Annotated in this window: 14 protein-coding genes and 1 pseudogene; 5 read left to right on the top strand and 10 right to left on the bottom strand. The window is 44.3% G+C overall.

The window, feature by feature from the left end:
• Nucleotide 1 precedes the first annotated feature (1 nt).
• Nucleotides 2–322, bottom strand: a complete 321-nt coding sequence (locus tag BLS23_RS09110) for a PadR family transcriptional regulator (RefSeq protein WP_089652231.1) — start codon at nt 320–322, stop codon at nt 2–4.
• 280 nt (nt 323–602) lie between these two features.
• Here BLS23_RS09110 and BLS23_RS09105 point away from each other — a divergent pair, with 280 nt between their 5' ends.
• On the top strand, nt 603–1,640 hold the full coding sequence (locus BLS23_RS09105; RefSeq protein WP_089652230.1) for a serine hydrolase domain-containing protein: 1,038 nt from the start codon (nt 603–605) through the stop codon (nt 1,638–1,640).
• A gap of 64 nt (nt 1,641–1,704) precedes the next feature.
• On the opposite strand, the gene BLS23_RS21365 is transcribed toward BLS23_RS09105, so the two are convergent.
• The 5 genes and pseudogenes from BLS23_RS21365 to BLS23_RS09085 form a co-directional block, all read right to left on the bottom strand.
• Nucleotides 1,705–1,836, bottom strand: coding sequence for a hypothetical protein (locus tag BLS23_RS21365; protein WP_425250617.1), 132 nt, complete (start codon nt 1,834–1,836; stop codon nt 1,705–1,707).
• Nucleotides 1,837–2,020: 184 nt separating this feature from the next.
• Nucleotides 2,021–2,200 (bottom strand): annotated as a pseudogene (locus tag BLS23_RS09100) (protein kinase); the annotation flags it as partial.
• Nucleotides 2,201–2,417: 217 nt separating this feature from the next.
• Entirely contained in the window at nt 2,418–2,858 is a 441-nt protein-coding gene (locus BLS23_RS09095; protein WP_089652229.1) for a hypothetical protein, read from the bottom strand.
• 14 nt (nt 2,859–2,872) lie between these two features.
• Nucleotides 2,873–3,367 carry a hypothetical protein gene (locus tag BLS23_RS09090; protein WP_089652228.1) on the bottom strand — a complete coding sequence of 165 codons (495 nt, stop codon included), beginning with the start codon at nt 3,365–3,367 and terminating at the stop codon, nt 2,873–2,875.
• 695 nt (nt 3,368–4,062) lie between these two features.
• On the bottom strand, nt 4,063–6,228 hold the full coding sequence (locus BLS23_RS09085) for a glycoside hydrolase family 3 N-terminal domain-containing protein (protein ID WP_089652227.1): 2,166 nt from the start codon (nt 6,226–6,228) through the stop codon (nt 4,063–4,065).
• A 227-nt stretch (nt 6,229–6,455) separates the two neighbouring features.
• Here BLS23_RS09085 and BLS23_RS09080 point away from each other — a divergent pair, with 227 nt between their 5' ends.
• From BLS23_RS09080 to BLS23_RS09065, 4 genes are all read left to right on the top strand, one after another.
• Entirely contained in the window at nt 6,456–7,688 is a 1,233-nt protein-coding gene (locus tag BLS23_RS09080) for a sugar ABC transporter substrate-binding protein (RefSeq protein ID WP_244157146.1), read from the top strand.
• Between the two features lie 78 nt (nt 7,689–7,766).
• Complete coding sequence (locus BLS23_RS09075) at nt 7,767–8,648, top strand: carbohydrate ABC transporter permease (protein WP_244157145.1); 882 nt, start codon at nt 7,767–7,769, stop codon at nt 8,646–8,648.
• A 21-nt stretch (nt 8,649–8,669) separates the two neighbouring features.
• Complete coding sequence (locus tag BLS23_RS09070; protein ID WP_089652226.1) at nt 8,670–9,500, top strand: carbohydrate ABC transporter permease; 831 nt, start codon at nt 8,670–8,672, stop codon at nt 9,498–9,500.
• A 62-nt stretch (nt 9,501–9,562) separates the two neighbouring features.
• Nucleotides 9,563–10,552, top strand: coding sequence for a LacI family DNA-binding transcriptional regulator (locus BLS23_RS09065; protein ID WP_089652225.1), 990 nt, complete (start codon nt 9,563–9,565; stop codon nt 10,550–10,552).
• 42 nt (nt 10,553–10,594) lie between these two features.
• Here BLS23_RS09065 and BLS23_RS09060 read toward each other — a convergent pair whose 3' ends face one another.
• The 4 genes from BLS23_RS09060 to BLS23_RS09045 all read right to left on the bottom strand — a co-directional run bounded on the left by BLS23_RS09060 (nt 10,595) and on the right by BLS23_RS09045 (nt 20,068).
• Nucleotides 10,595–11,953: a glucoamylase family protein gene (locus BLS23_RS09060; RefSeq protein ID WP_244157143.1), complete on the bottom strand. Its 1,359-nt coding sequence runs from the start codon at nt 11,951–11,953 to the stop codon at nt 10,595–10,597.
• A 244-nt stretch (nt 11,954–12,197) separates the two neighbouring features.
• Nucleotides 12,198–17,870 (bottom strand): GH32 C-terminal domain-containing protein, encoded by a 5,673-nt coding sequence (locus BLS23_RS09055; RefSeq protein WP_167356051.1) that lies wholly within the window; start codon nt 17,868–17,870, stop codon nt 12,198–12,200.
• 98 nt (nt 17,871–17,968) lie between these two features.
• Nucleotides 17,969–18,571: a YesL family protein gene (locus tag BLS23_RS09050; protein ID WP_167356050.1), complete on the bottom strand. Its 603-nt coding sequence runs from the start codon at nt 18,569–18,571 to the stop codon at nt 17,969–17,971.
• A 21-nt stretch (nt 18,572–18,592) separates the two neighbouring features.
• Nucleotides 18,593–20,068 (bottom strand): glycoside hydrolase family 32 protein, encoded by a 1,476-nt coding sequence (locus BLS23_RS09045; RefSeq protein WP_089652222.1) that lies wholly within the window; start codon nt 20,066–20,068, stop codon nt 18,593–18,595.
• Between the last annotated feature and the right edge of the window lie 41 nt (nt 20,069–20,109).

The raw sequence follows: 20,109 nt of genomic DNA, 5'->3' as shown, positions 1-20,109 counted from the left end.
ACTACTCCCTCCCCACATTCTTTAATAGATGCTCAACAGAACTTGTGAAATCTTTCCACTCTTCCACCAGTTGATCCATCCTTTCTTTTCCATGATTCGTTATATAGTAGTATTTTCTTGCAGCACCTTCTGTGGAAGGAGCTAAGTAAGTCTCCAAAAAACCTTCCTTGTTCAATCGTCTTAACAAAGGGTACAAAGTTCCTTCAGCAATATTGATAGAACCCATGATGTCTTGAGCGAGTTCATATCCATATCGATCTTTCTCTGAGATCAGAGCCAACACGCATAACTCGAGTGCTCCTTTTTTAAATTGCGTATTCATCATCATTTCCTCCTACAAAAATGGAAGCATGTTCCTCCATTCCTCATCCATAATATACCATTCAGTACTGAACAATACAAGGTACTGAAATAAATATTAGTCAGAAACTTTCTGATTTCTCAATAAATAATAATCATAATAATAGAGGAAATATCGTGTGGATCGCTTAAACTTCCTGTTTTGAACCATCTGAAGGATGTCCTTCATTCAGTTTTTAGACGGATGGATTCTTGAAGGAATTCCATTATAATGAAAGGATCAACTATAGGGAAGTGATACGATGCAGGATCTCCAGGACATTCTTGACGAAGCCGTGCACTTGAAAAACGTTCCCGGAATTAGTATGAGTCTGCGTTCAGATACAGATCACATACTTTTACAGAGCGGGTACACATCCGCTCGCACCAAAAGACCGGTTTCTTCAAATGATCGTTTTCAAGTTGGCAGCCTGACGAAAATGTTTGTCGCGGCGGCTATATTGAAATTAAAAGACGAAGGGAGCGTAGACCTTGATCAAAAAGTATTAGATTTTGTCCATCTCCCAAATCTACATCCGACCTTAACGATCCGTCACCTTCTTACACATAGAAGTGGATTAAAAGATTACATATCCATGGAGCATGAAGGCAAAGCACTGGTTTCATATGGGTTGCAAGACTACTATCTGCCTCCAACCCTTTTAATTAAGACAGCAGCAGATGGATCTCCAAATCAAGAGCCCGGAGCTCCATTTAACTATTCCAATACGAACTTCATTATCCTCGGTATGATCATTGAAGAGATTACCGGTCAATCGGTATCCGACGTCTTAGATGCATTATTTATTCACCCTCTAGAACTAGAAAATACCAGTCTTCCCAAGCAGGCCATTCCATTATCCACTCATGGACATTCCCGTTTGACGGATGATTTAATGGAAGAAACAAGTGAAAGAAAAGAACTTTCCTTTTACAACCCTTCTATCCCCTGGACAGCTGGAGCAATGGTGTCGACCCCTGACGAGATTAATAAATGGCTTTATTCGCTCATGAATGGAGAATTACTTGAAGACGAGTCACTGAAGGAAATGATGAGTTTTTCATATACTGGCGATGAGACAGAAAAATATGGATTAGGACTAGCTCAGTTTGAATTCTATGATGGAACAAATGCAGTCGGTCACCATGGAGGAATCCAAGGATACGAATCGCTCGCCCTTTATTTCCCAAACGAGCATGCATGCCTAACCATCTTAATCAATCAAATGCCAAGCGGTGTTGGAATAATAGCAAAAAACATCTATAAAACTTTATTCTCAAAAAAAGAAGCACAGAGTTGATCACTCTGAGCTTCTTTTCTCATACATAAGTTAGAAATTTATTTATAATGAAAGCGCCTGCCCCCTACGCTAAAGTGTTAACGTGGTGGGGGTCAGGCACTTTTTTTAAGTATTGACCCGAATTCAACTCTGACGTCACATACCCAAGCTCCCAGTCCGCTAATGTGTCCAGTGCATAAATGTAAACATTCATCATCTTACGCCTCCTCAAATTCCTCTTGTTCCACTAAGGTGTTCAACAATATTGCTTGCCCTAATTCTTATATTCAGCTTACTTAGAAAAATGGAGAACAACCTATTGAGCATCGCCGTGTTTATGTATAACTTGATATCGTGATATTCGGTGCATAAGGTTAACTAATAGCAATGCAACCATTCATACCGTTTATAGAAGGTATTGTTGGTGACACGCCCAAGCCTTCTTTATATAAGAAATCAGTATATTTAACCTCTTCTAATTGTTCATCTACACTTTTATAGTTTGTAATCCTTGCAAAGTAAGTATCTTCTTTGGCAGTGCATCTGAAAATTTCATCAGTCACTGATTCAACTTTATTTATATTTACTGGATATACTCTGTTCAGTGATTCGCGTATCTTAGGCACCCCATTCACTTCCTTCTTTTTTACTGACAGGTACACAATTTCTTCCAACTATCTTTATATTTGGAGATATGGTTCTTAATGAATAATTCATATTCCATCCTTATCAACATGTTCTTCATGAAATGTTCCCGTTTCTTGAAGACTCGAAATAAAGATATTTTTCAATTCAAAGTTACTCGGCCAATGATGGACGAGGTACAATAAAGGCAAACTGTACATCAGCTGTCTTTTTTCCTTTTTCACTCCATTCAGCGTGAACGATGTAGGTAATCTTGGTATTTTCTTCACCCATGATTTCAATGACATTGTCCTGTAAATATTCTTGCACACCTGTTGCGCCTTGTTGTTTATGTATGGAAAGTCGTTTGGGAGCTGGGACATCTTCTGGAAAAGCAATTTTCACTTCATCTCCAATGTTGGCATTAACCTCAGCTGGATTTACCTCATCTTTCCATTCACTGTATGGATCAATAGCATTAGTAGGAGGTGCTTCGCAAGCAGTTTCATTTAAGCAGTTCACATGATATTCGGCTGGATAAGATTCTCCCTTATGTGTAAACGTTGTATCCTTTAGTTCTACTTCCTTAACTTCTTTACCTTTTTCCTTTTCCACGTCTAACACAAATCCTATTGTCTTTGATCCTTGAAACTTTCTTCTTCCGTTCGCCATTCGGCTGATAATAAATAATGCTGCTTCCCTTCCCCATAAACTTCTATCACTTGATCTTCCAAATATTCACTTACGACCCTGCTGTCTTCTTTCATTCTATAACTCAAACGTTCAGGTTGACTTCCCTCAAATTCAACTTTAATTTCAGTACCACTAAGAACCACAGTAGAAGGTATTCCTTCCGTTTCATTCTCTATTGATGTGCCTTCCATAGACGTTACTGTCCCCTCATTGCAATTCTCCGCCCAACATTCTAAAACAGTTTCAATATCAAGATCTTTTGAGTTCGTCTGAAGAATGATTGTTGGTATTTCTTCCAGTACAACTCTATCCTCAGAAATATCATCATTAGTTGGGGAGGATATTTCTTTTTCTTCCGTTTGACATGCGGATATAACAAGAACTATTACAAGTATCCCAAATACCCCCTTAAGGCTTTTCATCATTTTCACTTCCCTGTCTCTTTAATTGTATATATATTTAAAAGGGATTATCCTCCATAGCAATTATTAGTAGGTTTGTTCTTACCTTTAGCCATTCCAATTATTTCAAAATATAAGATATGCATCAATAATTAAACACTATAAAGGGGCCTACCCTATTAAGGATAAGCTCCCGTTTATGTAGTACTCGATTTAAAGATAATTCATTATCACGTGATTGCCGTTTAGCAGCTAAATACTTTTTGATACCCAAACAAGGAAGACTCCGAATAAAATAGCCAAAACAGAAATTAATAAAAACATTCCTCCAAGAATTATGGATGGAATAAGGTAACATGTAGCAACAACTACTACGAACCACCCGATGACATATGAAAAACTTGAGAATAAATCCATAAAGTATTTTATAGAAACGCCCCCTGTCGTGAGAAACTTAAATTCGAGATATCTCCTTATGAAAGTGCCTGACCCCCGCTACGCTAAAGTGTTAACGCGGTGCGGGTCAGGCACTTTTTCTTAAAACAGAACCCCTTAGTTCAATACATTGATGGAGTGATGGTCCCAACACCTATCAAATCAGCACCTTAGCGTAGTCAGGCATTTTCAAACCAGATAATTAATATTACAAAAAAGTACCATCCCCCTCGCATCTTTCTTAAACAAAAAAACCACACGGAAAGATTCCATGTGGTTCTAAAGAGAAATTATTTTCGATCAAGCCTAAACCTTTCAGACTTCGTATCCCGACTATTCGACCCTACAAAAACCTCAAACTCCCCTGCATCACTCTTGTGTTCCATGTTCGCGTGATAATACCTGAGCTGCTCTTCTGTAAGAGTGAATTGGACGACCTTCTTCTCACCAGGAAGGAGATAAACCTTTTCGAAATGCTTCAGCTCTTTCAGCGGGCGTACAACTTCTCCGACTAGATCTCTTACATACAATTGAACGATTTCTTCTCCGGCATAATCGCCTGTGTTGGTTACTTTAACAGAGACAGTCAAAGACTCATCTTGTTGGATCCGCTTCGAGGAAAGCGTAAGTCCCTCATATTCAAACCGAGTGTAGCTCAATCCGAAACCGAACGGAAATAGGGGTTCGTTCGGGATATCGAGATATTGAGATACATAGCGCTCCTGCGCATCTGGTGCACCTTTAGGACGGCCTGTATTATAACGATTATAGTAGATCGGCACTTGTCCGACGGAATAAGGCATCGACATCGTCAGCTTAGCTGAAGGGTTCACTTCGCCGAATAGGATATCTGCCAGCGCGTTCCCACCTTCTGTTCCTGGATACCAGGCTTCAATGACGGCATCGGCGTTCTCGATGACTTCACGTAAATCAAGCGGACGTCCATTGAAAAGAACCGCTGTAACTGGTTTTCCTAAGGATTTGATTTGTTTCAAAAGTTCTAACTGGACCTCAGGAATGCGGATGTCTGCACGGCATCCAGCCTCCCCACTCATGTCGGAATGCTCCCCAAGCGCTACGACGATGGCTTCCGCTTGTGCTGCTTTTTCCAATGCGACTTCCAATTGTTCGTTTGTTCCAGTCTCAATGCCGCATCCAGCTGAAGTTAGAAGCTGGTCTTCATTCAAATACTGTGAGAAACCGCTCGCAACCGTAACGGTGTCTTCGGCTGAACCTCCCCAAGACCATGGGCCGAGTATATCGGTATTGTCAGCGAAAGGACCGATCAAAGCGACTTTCTGATCCTTCTGCAGCGGCAGGGTCCCTTCGTTTTTTAAAAGAACCATCGATTTTGAGGCCAATTCACGAGAAGCTTTTCTGTTTTCAGGGGAGAGAATATAAGCCTCTTCCTCTTTTTCACTTGCACCCCGGTAAGGGTTATCGAACAGGCCGAGCTTTTGTTTCAATTGAAGGATGCGCAGCACGGCTTCATCAAGGATGTTTTCTTCCAATGTGCCCTCCTCAATTAGGTCCTCGACATGATTGACGTAGCAGGAAGTCATCATTTCGATATCGACGCCTGCTTTCATGGCTTTTTCTGCTGCCTGCTTTTCATTTTCGGCGACTCCGTGAGGGATCAATTCCTTCACCGCCCCCCAATCAGAGATGAGCACACCATCAAAGTTCCATTCATCTCTTAAGAGTCCCCTCATTAAAGGTTCATTGCCTGTCGAAGGCATGCCATTTAAAATGTTGAAAGCCGTCATTACCATCTGAGCACCTTCGTCTAAGGCAGCCTTGTATGCTGGGAGATAGTTTTCACGCAGCTGCCATTCTGACATATCCACGGTATTGTAATCACGACCACCCTCCGGCGCCCCATAGGCAGCGAAGTGTTTGACGCAGGAGGCCACTTTATAAGGATCATTTTCTAAATCTCCTTGAAAACCTCTGACAAAGGAACGGGCAAATTGGCTGTTGAGGAAGGTGTCCTCCCCTGTGCCCTCCATGACACGACCCCACCTCGGTTCCCGTGATAAATCCACCATTGGAGCGAATGTGACGTGAACGCCGGCGACAGCCGCTTCTCTAGCTGCAATCGAAGCACTCTTTTCAGCAAGGTCCAAATCCCAAGAGCAGCCTATGGCTAAGGGTACAGGAAAGATGGTCTTGAACCCATGAACGATGTCCGACATGAATAACAAAGGAATCCCTAAACGGTTCTCTTCCATATGAACCTTTTGAATATTGATCGTTTCTTTCGCTCCTGAAGCTCCTAATACCGAACCTGTACGTTTGATATCTTCTTCATCTATGTTCATGTGAACCATTGGACCTGTAATTTCACCTCGATCGGAAGCTCCTTTAAAGAAAGGTGTGGCCAATTGGACGAGCTGCCCTACTTTTTCTTCTACTGTCATTTGATTCAATAAGTTTTTCAATTGTTGTTCTCCCATGAATGATCCCCCTCAATTGAGTAATAAGTGAAACGTTTCGAATAAATGTAATTGAAGTATAATCCCGCCAACCCTTTCCGTCAACCTTTATATAACAGCATTAATTAAGGTCAAATTATTTTTATTAGAAAAATCAAAGAAGTAGTTGAAAGCGGATACAAAGTAAATTATAATACAGTTATCGAAACGTTTCAATAAACTTAAATTATTTAAAAGGGGTGCTTTAAGTGAAAGGAAAACTATGGTTGTTGATCGCAGTTGTTTTGACATCGTTGACATTGACAGGATGCTCGGATAGTTCATCCTCCGGAGGGGATGAACACACGGTAACGGTGTGGGCGATGGGTGAAGAAGGTAAAAAACTTAAAGAGTTCAGTAAAGATTTCGAGGAAAAGAACGAAGGTTTGACGGTTGATGTACAGGCTATTCCGTGGGATACAGCTCATGACAAATTGTTGACAGCCGTAGCCTCAGGGAATGGGCCGGATGTCGTTCAGCTGGGCACCACTTGGGTTCCGGAATTTGCAGAAGCAGGAGCACTATTAGACTTATCCGAACACATGGAAGACTACCCTAATTTTGCAAAAGAAAATTACTTTGACGGTTCTGTAACAACGATGGAACACGAAGACCAGGTCGTAGGAATTCCCTGGTATGCAGATACACGAGTCATTTACTACCGGAAAGATGTATTGAAAGAAGCGGGTTATGAAGAAGCACCTAAAACGTGGGATGAGCTTAAGGACGCTGCCAAAAAATTAGCAGACCGCGGTGAAGGTTCCTATGGTCTTGACATTGATCGAAATGATCAGATCACTCCATTCATTTTCGCATGGCAGAATGGTTATGAAGCGAATCTTGAGGAAGGAGATTTGAATTTTGATTCTCCGGAATTCAAAGAAGCGATCCAATACTATACCAGTTATTTTGAAGAGGGCATCAGCCAGAAACAAGAAGGAAAAGACATCGTCGAAGCTTTCAAAGATGGTTCTAAACCAATGTTCTTCAGTGGTCCCTGGATGATTAATATCATCAATGATCAAGCTCCTGACCTTGAAGGAAAATGGGCCACAGCTGTTATGCCGACAAAAGAAACGAATACATCGAGCATGGGTGGAGCCAATCTATCTATATTTGAGAGCTCTGATAATGTCGAAGGCGCATTGGAGTTCATTTCCTATATGACGGATGTGGAAACACAGTTGAGCTGGTTGGAAGAGTCCAATACTCTACCACCCCGTACGGAAGCCTGGGAAGATCCAGTGATGCAGGAAAATCCGATGTACGCGACATTCGGAGAACAGCTTGAAAATACGAAACCTGGTTTGCAGACCGAACAGTTTGAAAGAATTGCCCAGGAACTACTGGCTCATATCGAACGCATTACCGTAGGTGGAGCTGACGTAGAAAAAGAGCTTGAGGAGTTCAATCAGGAAGCTCAAAGCTTGATCGAGGAATAAAACACAACATGGAATGATGGAATGGAACCCCCATTCCATCTTCTTTTATCCATGTCACGACAAGATAGGTGGGTTTTCATGAAATTAAAAAATAGACACCCTTATATGTTCATATCTCCAGCTGTTCTATTGTTATCATTATTCAGTTTGATTCCGATCCTTATTGCATTTTTTATCAGTTTCACAGATATGAACTTGAAAGGTCTGGCCGATTGGTCATCTGTTTCATTTGTCGGTCTGGAAAATTACCAATCCCTATTCGCAGACGATAAATTTATCAAGTCCATTTTCAACACGATCTTTTATGTAATTATTGGAGTTCCATTAGTGATTATCTGTTCTTTGTCCATCGCTTTATTGCTCAATTACGGGACAAGCAAACTTTTCACCATGTTCCGTGCCGTTTACTATATGCCTTCAATCACAAATATCATTGCTGTCGCTGTTATTTGGGGTTATTTATACAACACAGAGTACGGCTTGTTTAATTATTTACTTTCATTACTTACGGTTGAAAACGTTCCTTGGCTGCAAGAACCGACCATCGCTAAAATCTCCCTGATCATCTTAGCGGTCTGGAAAGGAATCGGTATCAATATGATCATATTCCTCGCAGCATTGCAGGGAATTCCGAAATCGTATTATGAAGCAGCCGAAATGGATGGAGCGAACCGCTTGCAGGTGCTATTTAATGTAACGTTACCGCTCTTGCGCTACGCCACTTTCTTCGTGACCGTTACCACTCTGATCGGATGGATGCAGTTTTTCGAAGAGCCATTCGTCATGACAGATGGCGGACCTTTGGATGGAACGATTTCCATTGCTCTCTTCATTTACAAGGAAGGTTTCCAATTCAGTGAATTCGGCTATGCGGCCGCTGCCTCCTTTGTGCTTTTCGCCATGATCATCCTTGTAACGATGATCCAATTCAAGTTCAGAAAATCAGATACGGAATATTAATAGAAGGGAGTTCCAGAAGTTATGGCACTAGCGACTAAGAAAAACAAGTGGGAACAAGCGCTTGTCATCTTTATTATGGTAGCGGGAGGAATTCTCGTTTCGATTCCATTCATATGGATGATCTCAAGCTCCTTCAAGCCTGAAAGTGAAGTCTTGTCCATTCCACCCACCATTATCCCTGATAACCCGACCCTTGATAATTATATCAACCTGTTCACCAATATGAATTTTGCCGTCTACCTGAGGAATACGCTGGTCATTGTGCTCTTCTCTTTCTTAGGGTTATTATTTAACGCGATGGCAGGCTATGGCTTCGCTAAATATAATTTTAGAGGCCGGGATAAGGTTTTTTATATCGTTTTAGCTACAATGATGATCCCTGGTCAAGTAACCATGATTCCTGTGTATCTTTTGTTGAATGCTATGGGCCTTACGAATACGATGACAGGCATTATCTTACCGGGTTTAGCTGTCGCCTTCAGCATCTTTTTATTCCGTCAGTTTATGACGACCATCCCCGATGATTTAATTGAAGCAGCAAGGCTGGATGGTGCTGGCGAATTTTATATCTTTTTCAGGTTGGTCATGCCGATTGCCAAACCTATTTTTGCGGTACAGGGAATTTTGACCTTCATCGCGGGGTGGAACAGCTTCCTATGGCCATTGATTATCGCCAACGATGAAAGTCTTTACACCTTATCCGTCGGACTCTCCCTCCTTCAGGGACAGTATGCGAATAATTTTGCTCTTCAAATGGCAGGGGCTGCTTTCATGGTCGTACCGATTATCATCATCTTCTCTTTTTTCCAAAAGTACATCGTGGAAGGTTTTACGATGTCAGGAATCAAATAAGCCGGTTTTCTTGTAAAAACTGTTATAATTAAGTATATGAATAGACAGGTGGAGGATTTAAAATGGCTACAATTAAAGATGTGGCTAAGCGTGCAGGGGTTGCGCTTTCGACAGCTTCCTATGCATTGAATGGCAATCAAAAAGTGAGTGCCTCTACGATCGAAAAAGTGCTTAAAGCCGCTAGAGAGTTGAATTATCAAAAGAACGGGTTCGCTTCTGATTTGAAGCGCACCAAAACAAATACCATCGCCTTGATATTGAGTGATATGTCAGGGCCTTACTTTTCTGAATTGATCAAAGGTGTCCAGGAAGTGACAGCAAGCCATCAGTATGATTTGATTGCCTGCAGTTCCTTGGGAGGCGATCGTTCAACAGCCACGAAATTCCTGCGGGAGAAACGAGTGGATGGAGCGATCATACTCGCGAATAATATAAGCACCCAGCTCATTGAAGAATCAGCACGGGAAGACTTCCCTATCGTTGTATTGGATCGTGAAGTTCAAAATCCTTTTGCCATCCATGTTAAAGTCGATAACCGTCACGGAGCCTATCAAGCCACGGAGCATTTGATCGAGAACGGACACCGAACGATCGGATATATCAGCGGCCCCCATGATTCTCATGACAATGAAGAACGGTTCAAAGGCTTTTCAGATGCATTGAAAGACTATGAAATCCCGTTTCAATCCCGCTTTAAAATAAGTGGGAATTTCACTCGTGATGGCGGATACCGGGCAACTAAAATGCTCATTGCCCAGCAGCAATTGCCAGATGCGCTGTTTTATGCCAATGATGAAATGGCGATCGGCGGCCTTCAGGCGTTCTCAGAAAAAGGGATATCCATTCCGGATGACGTTTCTATCGTCGGATTTGATGACATCCAGTTATCTGAGTATGTAAACCCACCATTGACGACCGTCAAGCAACCGAAGTATGAAGCAGGCGCATTAGCGGTCCATACCATTTTTCAAATGCTCGCAGGAGAGCAGGTTGATCAGTCGTTTGATCTTTCCACAGAGTTTGTGAAACGCTCTTCTGTAAGAAGCAAATAAAATAACCCGGTGATTCTCTCTTGAGAGTCACCGGGTTATTTATTATTTTATGGAGAATTCTTCTTTGATCAGTAGATCTTCGGGGCCGTGTCCAATGTCCGATTCATGGAAATAGTCTCTGATTACCCCATCCTTAAGATAATTGATGATCGAAACCATCGTCATTCCCTGGTCTAGAGCGAGATAAGCGTTGGTCACTTCCCCTGTTTCTACATTAACAGAATCTAAGAAACCATACTTGCTATAAGTGTCGAAACGTTTCAATTGTTGGATGTTTTTGAATGCTTCCATCGGTGCATATTCAAGAGCCAGGAAAGTGGCATGAGGGGTTACTGTGCCGTCTGATTTATATCCATCCATACCAAGCGGTGTAGCAGCGAACTCAGAATAATCTTCCGGCGTCGCGGCAGGGGACATTCCCCAAGCGGCGTACCCTTCCTCTTTCGCATATTCGATTTGAATGTCAGCATGACGCTTATTGTTCAGTCCTAGTGCATCTTTACCCAGTTCTTTTTCTTTTAATACAAGAGGCGGCATGAGAGCTTCGAACATGCTTCCACCCCAGCTTGGTACATACTTTTTACCGTTGTACGAGTAGTGTCCTTCAAACACTTCCACACCATCATATGTGGCTGTATATCCTTCCGGCTTCTGGGCTTGCCAATCCCAACTGTCAGGCATCGTGCGGTACATCTTCCACCAGTGCTCTTCAGGTACATCCCCTTTACCAATTGCGATGTAGCTGGCCACACGAGGTTCCGTGTAGAAAGCTCCATAATGGTGGGACGTATAGCTTTCTGCCGCGACATCATATCCGCCTCTCATCTGCCCGACTTCAGGCGTATAGAGCGTGGAATAATCCATATCCTGTACGATTTCATTGGACTGATCATAGAGCTCCGGGTAAGCTTGTCCTACGACGATCAAACCCGCAGACAGCCAGCCATTGTCTACTGTTGAAATGAACTCCCCCCAGTCCGTATAAAGAGACCCATCTGATGTATTGTACCAGTTATAAAACAACCCATTCCATTTTTCCATGTCTTCGAGGGTTGTTAAAGTCGTCTGGATTTTATCAACGGCTGAATCACGGGAAATGTGCCCCGCTTCTTCTGCAGCAATCGTACTCATCATGTAAATTCCAATGTTGGTTGGTGAGGTATGTTTCTGTGCCGTCATTTCCCCGTCCTCATCATATCTTACAGCATCATAAGTCAGTCCTGTTTCCTCCACTGTAAAATCTTCAAAATACCGATACGTTTTCTTTGAAATCGCTTCCAATTGTTTGGATAAAGCAATTTCTTTTCCTTTCGGTGCCTGTTTCGCTAGAGAAGTGGTTGGTACAGCTACACTCAGCATCAGGATGAGTGATAAAAATAATAGAGAAACCTTCTTCTTCAAAAAAACACTCCCTTTCAGAAATTGGTGAAACGTTTCGATTAAAGTGTACAAGACTATAGGCTTTTGGTAAATGCGATAATAGTAGTAATTGTCGTAAAGTTCAGATATTTACTGGTATTAAAGTACTGGTTCATTTTTCCATAAGGACACTGGAAGGTCCAGCAGCCACTTTTGCAAATGACAGAAACATGACTGTTTGCAAAAAAAGAAGGTTCTGTCCCACATCGGAACAGAACCACTTCCCCTATTTCAAATATTCCTTGATAACACCTCGCACCTCTTTCCCTGTCGCATGTTTGTTCACTCTCTTCATCACATACCCCTGGACTTTTCCTGCATCCGAAGGTTGTTGCGCTCCTGTTTCTCCAATCGCATGCTTTACATAAAAATGGAGCTGGATCGAACTGAGCGTGTACTCTTTTTTCTTCAAATTCAGTTTCTTCTCAAGGAAGTCTATCATTTCGTTCTTGATTGAAACGAATGTCTCTTCTTTCTCCTCTATTTTCTCTTCTGCATCCTGATAGAGTTCGATTTTCTCATCAAGATCTTCGCCTGTTTGCAGATCCATCGCTTTCAGCTGCCCGAGGAGTTTCTCTTCTTCACTCAAGGCGACGGGGACGTTGACGTCATCCACATTGATATGACCCCAGCCCCCTTCGGCCTTGTCTGTGATGCGAATCAAGAGGTTTTCTCCCACATATTCAGAAGCATCCCATTCGACTCGACGGTACGTTTCCTGGTTTCTTCCTGTCGCTTGCTTCAGTACTTTTCCGTCCGAGGTCCGGATCAGGGACACAGATAGTTGATCGATGTTGTTGCCACCGCCGATCAGAAAGTCGATCTTTCCATTACCGCCAAGCTCAAAGGCCTGCGATTCTAAAATACCTGTGGCTGCGTCGCCACCGCTTGAATCAAGGAATCCCCAGAGGTGATAACGCTCAGGGTCTATGTGGTCTTCGGCCTGATCAAACGGGCCGCCCCAGCCCCAATCATCTTTCGTTGTTACATGTTCATCAGAAAAAGCATTCCCTTCTACGATGTTCCAGCCCGTTAAGTCACCGATTTGGAAATCATGGTTTTCAAGCTCCCCATGGGGTAGGACCGTTTCTGTTTCTTTTTCATAAACCGGAGCGGTCTCACCGAAGGCACCGTTCATTTCCCAGACATCCATGGACACGATCTCTGGATCGCCTCCCTCACTCCAAAGTTCTATGCCAAGCGCATCATAGCTTGTAGGATAGACGCGGGAGGTGATGCTCTTCTGTCCATTTGCGTATGCTTCAACCATCGAACGATCCAAGTAAAGATGAAGCTGAAAGCGGTCACCGTTCAATTTCAATTCTCCCCCTTGGACGCCTTTACTCACATCCGGGTCCAGACTGGATTGATTCCGGTCGATATTAAACGTTTCTTCTGTGGCATCGTAATACACGAGCGTTTCTTCTTCGCCATTTTCACTCTGACGTACTTTCAAGCCCACTTTCTCCGCTTCTTTCGGATTCACGTCTAAAATGATTTCAAGCATGTCGCCTTCCACATCCTGAATCATCTCATTCGCTTCTTTCATTCCTTTGTTTTCAAAGGATACCAGGGACTCCCCTCTTAAAGATTCCAGTTCCTCTATCGGCTGCAATCCGAGATCGTTATTGCCTCTCAAGGAAAGTTCCACAGGCAGCCCGGCATTGTGTGCCCAGCCTGCGTCGTAATGTTCCTGCTCGCTTCGTTTGTCCTGGGCAATGCTGAACAAAATCGGCGTGCCGTCTTCATCCACCATCCCGCTTGGACCTGTGAAATGCTCACCATAGTCAAACATTTTCGGTTCTTTATGGTCAGGGACAAATGCTAGATTTTCCTTATCCCACGTGCCTACCCAGTAGAAGGTGTATTTGACATTGTGCGGACTGTATCCATCGAACCATGGGTTGATAAAGAACGCATATTTTTCTTCTCCGGATTCATCTTTTCCGAGTGGAAGAAAGACAGGCAGTTCCCATACATCTCCCGTTTTTGGATAGGCTTCTGAATCTCCGGTAAAGAAAGGTTTCTCGTAGGTCCAGTTCTCTAAATCCTTCGAAGAATATAACAGCGCGGTTCCACCCACTTGATCAATGCCTGACCCCATCAGCTGATACCAGGTGTCTCCAACTTTCCAAACGAATGGATCGCGGAACTGTCCGTACATCACTTCGCCCTCTTCAGCCGGAAGGTTTTCTTCCTGTACCGTTACGGGCTCATCAAGCATGCGCCATTCCTTCAATTCAGGATCACTTGGGTCCTCACTAACGGCAAGCCCCGTCATTTGATTCGGAAATTTACTGTCATCCCCTGCCGTGAAGAATAGGACCGGTTCCCCGTTCTCATCGAGGGTCGCACTGCCGGACCATACCCCGTCTGGAGCCACTGAGCCCGCTTCAGGTGCAAGAGCCGTAGAAAGCTCTTCCCAATGCACAAGATCCTCACTAATCGCATGTCCCCAGTGAATATGGTGCCAATACGGTCCCTGCGCGTTCTTTTGATAGAAGATGTGATATTTCCCGTTGTAATAGATTGGTGCGTGTGGTTCGTTCATCCAATGTTCCGGAGGCATGAAGTGATATTGTGGTCGATGCTGATCGCCATCGTAACGCGTGCGGTCCCAGTCCAGTGCTGGTTCAGGGAGCGTCTGATCGTCGAAACTCTCTACCATCGACTGATACGCTTGCTGAATCTCTTTTGCTGTCTTCGCCTCATTTGCGATTTTCACTTCATCCATCAAACCATTGAACATATTGACATCAAATACTCCATTAACCAGGGCCGCCTGGTTGTGTTTCCCAATCAAAAGATCTTCACTGGATGCTGTTAGCTTTCCATTGGGCGTTTCTGTCTGGCCAACTAGTTCTCCATTCAAGTAAAGTTTCATCGATTGGTCATTCCGATCAAAAGTAGCGGCCACATGAGACCACTGATCCTTTTCCAACCTTTCGTCAGACGTTGTGGAAACCTCCTGCCAATCGCCATTGATCCCTGCCTGGAAGGAAAGTTTTCCGTGACGTCCCATTCCTAAAAGAAACCCTTCCCCTTTAGACTTGTCATGCTTGTTGACGATCGCTGATATTTGATTTAGGTCTCCCCACTCATACGCTCGTGGAGCTACCCAACCTTCTATCGTAAGGGCATCTTCGGGCTGGACAAATTGATCATCCTCACGTGTCACCCACGTAGAATATCCATCAAACAATAAGGCGTTTCCTACCAGTCCCGGCCGCCATAACGGATCAGAAGATGCTTTATACACTGCGTCATTAAACACGTAGTGAACAGGATCAGATTGTCCACTGACTTCCTCTTTCGTAACCTTCCCTTCCTGCTCATCAAATGACCAATGAGCAAGCGGGCCGGTCTGCTTCACTTGGAAGTCATCTACATTGATATGTCCCCATCCTTCTGTAGAATTGTCCACGACTTTCAAATACACTTCTTCCCCTACATACTCGGACGCATCCCAAACGATTTTCGAATACTCTTCGGTGTCGTTCCATTCGGTATTGGTTGCCTTCATCAATTCTTCATCATCGGCCGCCCGTACAAGGGCTACATACAATCGATCAGGGTCATTTCCCCCACCTATCAAATAAGAGATTGTCCCTGTTCCAGATAAAACGAAGGAAGAGGAACGCAGGATGCCGGTTTGCTCATCCCCACCATCTTTAGCACCCCAAAGGTGGTAGTCTCCCTGGTGGTTGAAAGGTCCACCCCAGCCCCAATCCGTATCATTGGTAACATCAGCCGGGCTGAAAGCATCTCCCTCAACGACAGTCCATCCTGTTAAATCACCCGTTTCGAAATCACCGTTCTCAAGCTCTTCTCCGATAGGCTCTCCTTCTGTGTACACTTGAAAATCATCGACGTTAATATGGCCGAATCCATCATTATGGTAATCCACGACTTTCAAGTACAGCGTTTCACCAAGGTAAGCACTTGCATCCCAGGAGACACGGCGGTATTTCTCGTCGTTCGCTCCTGTAGCTTTGAAGAGTTCTTTTCCATCTGATGCTCGGACAAGCGCTACATATAAGCGTTCCTTATCCTGCCCACCACCGATCAGAAAATCCACCTGCCCTTTTCCGCTTAATTGAAAAAGATCAGATTGAAGCGTCCCTGTCCTAAAATCGGAATCGCTCACGTCCTCAGAAAAACCCCAAAGGTGGTAGTTTCCTTCTTGTTCAAAAGGGTTACCGTCCCAGTACGTTTCTGTTTGAGAAACGCCGTGGGTAAAAGCACTTCCGCTCGGCGTCCATCCTGTTAAATCGCCCGTTTCGAAGCCCCCATTTTCCAAGGTGTTCGGAACGTCTTCAGGAATCATCCTTTTCATAGGTTCCACGTTCGCCTTGTTTAAATCCGTCACATTTAATTCACTAAGGTACACCTCTCCTCCAGTACTGAACATTTCCAGTGTGGAAGAGGACTCATCTCTGAAGATCTGATCGGTCAGAACGGTCGTCCCTTCATTTCCGAACACTTCCACAGACGAGCGATCCAGAAGGATTCTCATCTGAACTTTCCCGTCCTCGACTTTCATCGGTGCTTCATGGACGGCGGCAAAATCTGCTGAAAAGTCGTCCTCCCCTGATGACGTACGGTCAAGGGCGATCTTCTCCTCTTTGGTGTGATAAACGATTGTCGTCGATTGATCGCTTTCGTTCGTCAACGTAAACCCAAAGGAATCCGCTGACGACTGATCGATATCAAAAGAAGCGGTGATTTCAAGCAAGTCATTGACTGAATCGCCGAGCTTCTGACTTCCTTCTTTCACTACTTCATCTTTTCGCTCTACGGTTTCTCCTCTCAATTGTTCAAATTCAGCTACAGGCTGCTGTTGGAGTTGGTATGTTCCATCTTCTGCTGTACGAAGCTTTAATTCACGCGGAATGGACATCGCTCCACGGAAGTTTTCTGTCGGTATGTCCTGCCCATACTGCCAATTGTTCATCCAGCCAAGCAAAACCGTACGCTCTTGTTCTTTCGGCAGGTTGTTCCACGTGACTCCGGCATACATGTCTGCCCCATAATCCAAAGGAACCGGATTCATTTCTGTGGAAAAAGATTCTCCATTAAAATCTCCCACGACATACTCCATACCAGAACCACCGGCAGAAGAACCTTCACTCACACTCATGATGAGCGCCCATTTCTTTTCGTTTCCATCCCCGTCGACCAGCAGTTCTACAAGGTCCGGGCACTCCCAAACCCCTTCAGCATCTGCCGGACGTTGGAAGCTGTCGGTATGCTGCCAATCTTTTAGATTATCAGATTGGTAAAATTCGATGCTCTGCCCTGCGGACACAACCATCTTCCATTGACCTGTCTTTTCATGCCAGAAGACTTTTGGATCTCTGAAAACATCCGTATCGTCAGGCATGTCCATGACCGGATTGCCTTCATACTTCGTCCAGGTTCGTCCTTTATCATTGCTGTACGCAAGACTCTGGGTTTGGTGTCCTGCTTTTTCATGAGTGAAAACAGCGACCATAGGCGCTTCATCACCTGTCTGGAACCCTGCGGTATTCTGTTTATCTACGACGACACTCCCAGACCAGATAAACCCTTTTTCATCCGGATACAACGCGATAGGGAGTTCTTCCCAGTTGATTAAATCCTTACTGACCGCATGGCCCCAGTACATCGGCCCCCATTGATTCCCGGTTGGGTTATGCTGATAGAATAAGTGATATTCCCCGTCATAATAGACCATTCCATTTGGGTCATTCATCCAATTTTCAGCAGGTGAATAATGAAATTGGGATCTGTATGGATCAAGCGAAGTTTCCTGACTCTCCTGTGCCCCCTCCTCAGCCATTGGATAGGTCGGAAATAAAGCCAAGATTAATAGGGCAATCGTCAAAACGGTGGTGGAACGACGGATCGCACGTCTCAAATGATCTTCCTCCTTTAGAATTGTAAGCGCTGTCAAAAAATAGTGCGCGAATTTTTTAAAACCCATGTAAAAGAAAACCCGTCTGTTCTTGCATCCAGTCAGACGGGCTTGTGAGCTTCTTGTTGAAAAGGAAACAAAAGGACGGTTAACAATAGAATGATATTGACGGAATACAACGGCAGGATGCCAGGAATGAACCGAATACAGACGAGAAGCAGGGCAAACCCGGCGATAAAAGAAAGCAGACGACCAGGGTAAAGCAACAGAAGATGAAGCGCATTTTTCAAAGCTTCTTTTGCCTTCATGCCATGACTGAGAGGGTTGAACGTTAAGATGGCCGTCATCAACACCCCCGCGCCCAAAAACACGGTACCACTGAAAAAAAGGTAGAACCATACCCCTGTGAATTGAAGACTGGTATAGATGTTGAAGCCTAAAAGAATCATTAAAACAAACGTACATAGGAACACGACATTCGCAGAAAGAAAGGAGCGTTTGTAAACGTCCCAATAAAACGCTACCGGATGAGGGCGCCGGTCCGCGATCCACTCTTTCAATAAAGCGACACAGGCGGCAGAAGCAGGAAAGATACCGAAAACTCCGCCACCCATAAGTGTAAAAGTGATCCACAATACATTTAAAATCGCAAGCCGCATCAACCAGTCACAAACAAGGTAGATAAGGTTCCCCGTACCTTTCATCTTCATCCTCCTCTTCTTTCTTTAAGCGTTGGGCTTCCAGATCGATTTCAATTCTGAAACCGACGATTGTTTCACTTCTACCGTTCCGCGGACAGCTTCCATCTTTAATTTCGCTTCGTGATCAGCTGCCGGTAAGTATACATTCGTCATGCTTATTTCTCCATCACCTAGAAAGATTTCGACCGAGGAATGGTCACAAACGAGCTTGAGATGGAAGGACGAATGATCACCATTCAATGGTGCCTGACAAGTACATGCATATTCCTTGGAGAAATCAAGGTCCGCCCTGTCTCTTTGAACGTATAGCGTATTTTTCCCGCGATCAATGCGAACGCGGAGACCTCCATCCTGCTTTCCAAATAAGCGTGCTTCGAAAACGCCGCCCTTTTCGATTTCCACACCCCATTCCCAGATGAAAGGAGAAGCAGGCTGGTCCAGCTCGGTGGACTGCTTTTCTTGAAGGAAGAAAGGCTCCTTCTCCATTTTCTTTTCTATCAAGCTTGTAAGCTCTGCGACAGGTTTCTGAATCAGGCGTTCCTGACCTTCCACCATCGATAAAGTCAATTCCCTTGGGATCGTCATCGCACTTCTCCACGGATCTGTCGGCACGTCATTGGCGTATTGCCAATTGCTCATCCAGGCAAGGACTACTCTCCTCCCCGGGAGATCGGAAAAGGACTGCGACGCATAAAAGTCTTTGCCATAGTCAAGCCAGCGCACCGTTTCTTTTGACTGATGAGGAACAAAGTGCTTGCCATCAAAAGAGCCGATAAAATACTGCGTGCCGGATCCACCTGAAGGCGCACCTGCATCTATCCCGATCGGCAGCACCCATTTCTTTTCCCCGGTCGTTTCATTCGTGAGCGAAAACAGATCCGGGCATTCCCAGACTCCTTTCTGCTCGCCCCACCCTTCTCCAAATTCACTGACATAGGTCCACTGCTTCAAATCCGTTGATGTGTAGAATTGAACTTTTCTCCCTGCCGCAAGCACCATCACCCACTTCTCAGTTTCCTCATGCCAGAAAACCTTCGGATCACGAAAGTCTTTGATGCCGGGGTTTGGAATCACCGGATTGTCGTCATATTTCACCCATGTCCGCCCATGGTCTTTACTGTAGGCGATGCTCTGCCTTTGCAAATCTCCATCGGCGTGGGTAAACACAGCAACAAGCCCCGGTTTTCCATCGAAAAAACCACTCGTATCCTTGTGGTCGACCACAGCGCTCCCTGAAAAAATCATGCCGAGAGTATCCGGATAGAGAGCGACAGGAAGATGTTCCCACGTGATTAGATCCTTGCTGACAGCGTGGCCCCAGTGCATCGGCCCCCACTGCTTACTATCTGGATGGTATTGATAAAAGAGGTGATATTCCCCTTCGAAGTAAACAAGACCATTGGGGTCATTCATCCACATTTGTTCGGGGGTGAAATGGATGTGAGGCCGGTACCTCTCCTCATAATATCCATTCGTCGTTACAGGCTGGCTTTGAATCATATGTTATGGCACTCCTTCCAACAATCATTAGTCCTTATTAT

It is taken from the genome of Halobacillus aidingensis, assembly GCF_900104185.1.
Classification (GTDB): Bacteria; Bacillota; Bacilli; order Bacillales; family Halobacillaceae; genus Halobacillus; species Halobacillus aidingensis.
The sequence above is the reverse complement of the archived record's forward strand: the minus strand, read 5'-3'. Positions and strand labels throughout refer to the sequence as shown.